Consider the following 2,181-nt stretch of genomic DNA (forward strand, 5'->3'; position numbering starts at 1 on the left):
CACGAAAACTGATATTGTACCGTAGATACCATCTTACCGTTAATAAAATAATGTCAGGCTGATAATGTTTCCATTTAAACAAATTTTGCTTTTCCATACTGATCACGCCCCTTTTTTAGAGTCATAGTATCAGTATGTCCAAGTTTAAGAGATTTTTTGCACCAGAACCCCCCTACTTGCTAAATTCAGCAAGTAAAATATTTTTAAAAGGATCAGGATTGTCAGCTTTTCCTAAGCTGTTCAAATTGACGGCTAACGTATGCTTACCTCCAAGTGTACCTCCAGCAAAAGTAATAAACCCTGGAATGCTGCCTCCATGTCCCCATATCGAGACACCGTTTGGAAGCTTAGTTTCATAGATTCCAAGACCATATCCATCAATTTCTGCTCTTCCTGTAGGAACTGTAGTAAGCATTTGTTTTAGTTGCTGTTCCTTCAGTAATTTGCCACTGAGTAAGGAAGAGAAGAATTTGTTTAAGTCATCTGCAGTAGAAATCATATCTCCAGCCGAGCTACCTATACTTGGGTTATAATAAGTAACATCCTTTGGCTCACTTGCGCTGTCTAGTTGGATATATCCACGGGCATGCTTGGTTCCTGGTATCACGCTTGAATTTCCAGGTAAGAATGTATCCGATAATTCAAGCGGTTCAATAATCCGATTTTCAATTTCTTCCGCATAGCTGTTCCCAGTTACTTTTTCAATAAGAATCCCTAGTAATACATATCCTGTATTTGAATACGACCAGCTCTTCCCTGGAGCAAAATCTGGGGGCATGGAAATTCCCATCTTTACTAATCCTTCAGCAGTATAAGATTTTTTTGTATCCATCATATTAAAATCCTTTGACCTTGTGTACTCAGCGATACCACTTGTGTGGTTCAATAATTGCCGAATAGTAATCTGTTTATCATCATATCCATTTCCTTGAATGACACCAGGCAACCATTTTTCAATAGAATCGTCTAGGTTCAAGCGGTTCTCTCCGGCCAATTGCAGTACAACTGTTGCAGTGAACGTCTTTGTCACGCTGCCAATTCGAAAACGAAAATCTGTTTTCATTGGTTTCTTGGTACTCAGATCCGCTATCCCAGCTGCATAACTCCATGTTTTTCCATCCTCAGAAGTTTTAGCAAGTATCCCTGGATATCCATATTGCAATGTATCCCGCATTGCCTCTTTGACGGAATTACGGTCTCTTTGAGTGCTTGTTTGTAACGAACTAGATACATTTTGAATGGACTCCGCTTTTACAATTGAGGTTGGAGTTGTATATAACAGTGAACCTCCAGTTATTAAAAGTGCTAAACCTGTAAATGTAATTTGACGATGCTTTTTCATCAAAATATTCCTCTCTCCTATTCATATTTTATAGATGGTTATTTGCTGTTTTTAAACTAATCCTTCTTAACCAAAGACAAAAGGGCGATATTAAATTTGTAATCATTCTTATACCTATTATTTTACAAACGAATTTCTGACCTAAAAAATGGTCTATCCCTTTTTTTCAGATGTATGTTAACTTTTGTAATGTCTCTTTTCCTCCATACAGTCTTATTAATTGATTTGTTTTTTTATATAAATATATAGTATTTGTTCCTCCTATCACTCTTCTTTACATTTTAATCATACACACTGAAAATCTCTTTTTTCTTACCTATTCCTTACAAATTTCTTACGTTCAAAATCACTTATATAATTGGCCTAGTGACAGGGTTCCTGCTCTAGTCCGCAGTAACATTTCCTAATAATGGATTTTTATCAATCAATATACATAATAAATTTTCTAAAATCTCAATTCTAATATTTGAAACAAGTCATATGAGACACTTTAGACTTAGGAAAATCAACAACAGAGTTATTATCCCAATAAAGTAGACTCTATTGGGATAAAGGTGTATTGAGCAGGATTACACCTAATTATTAATTGAATATTATGAATCTTCGTGAGAAAAATCTATACCTCTCATATCATAGATATATTTCTCTTCGAATTCATATATAATTTTTATTATAAAATATTTACAAATTAGGTAATTATATGAATTTGTAAATGGAAAGTTTATAGATATATTATTTGGTTCTGGTGCAAATACTTCAGAAGAGATATAGAGAGGCGAAAAGTTTCCTAGTAGAATCTATTTTATGCTGGAAGGCCGAATAGTTTATCAATGAATTCT

The 2,181-nt window shown here is 34.5% G+C and carries 1 protein-coding gene and 1 pseudogene; both read right to left on the minus strand.

Annotation, left to right across the window (positions count from 1 at the left end; genetic code table 11):
- Positions 1-97 (minus strand): annotated as a pseudogene (locus ACFQZ1_RS10840) (IS6 family transposase); the annotation flags it as partial.
- Positions 98-172: 75 nt separating this feature from the next.
- Positions 173-1,342, minus strand: coding sequence for a serine hydrolase domain-containing protein (locus tag ACFQZ1_RS10845; RefSeq protein WP_377882214.1), 1,170 nt, complete (start codon positions 1,340-1,342; stop codon positions 173-175).
- Between the last annotated feature and the right edge of the window lie 839 nt (positions 1,343-2,181).

The organism is Bacillus sp. CGMCC 1.60114 (assembly GCF_042676365.1).
Lineage (GTDB): Bacteria > Bacillota > Bacilli > Bacillales > Bacillaceae_G > Bacillus_A > Bacillus_A rhizoplanae_A.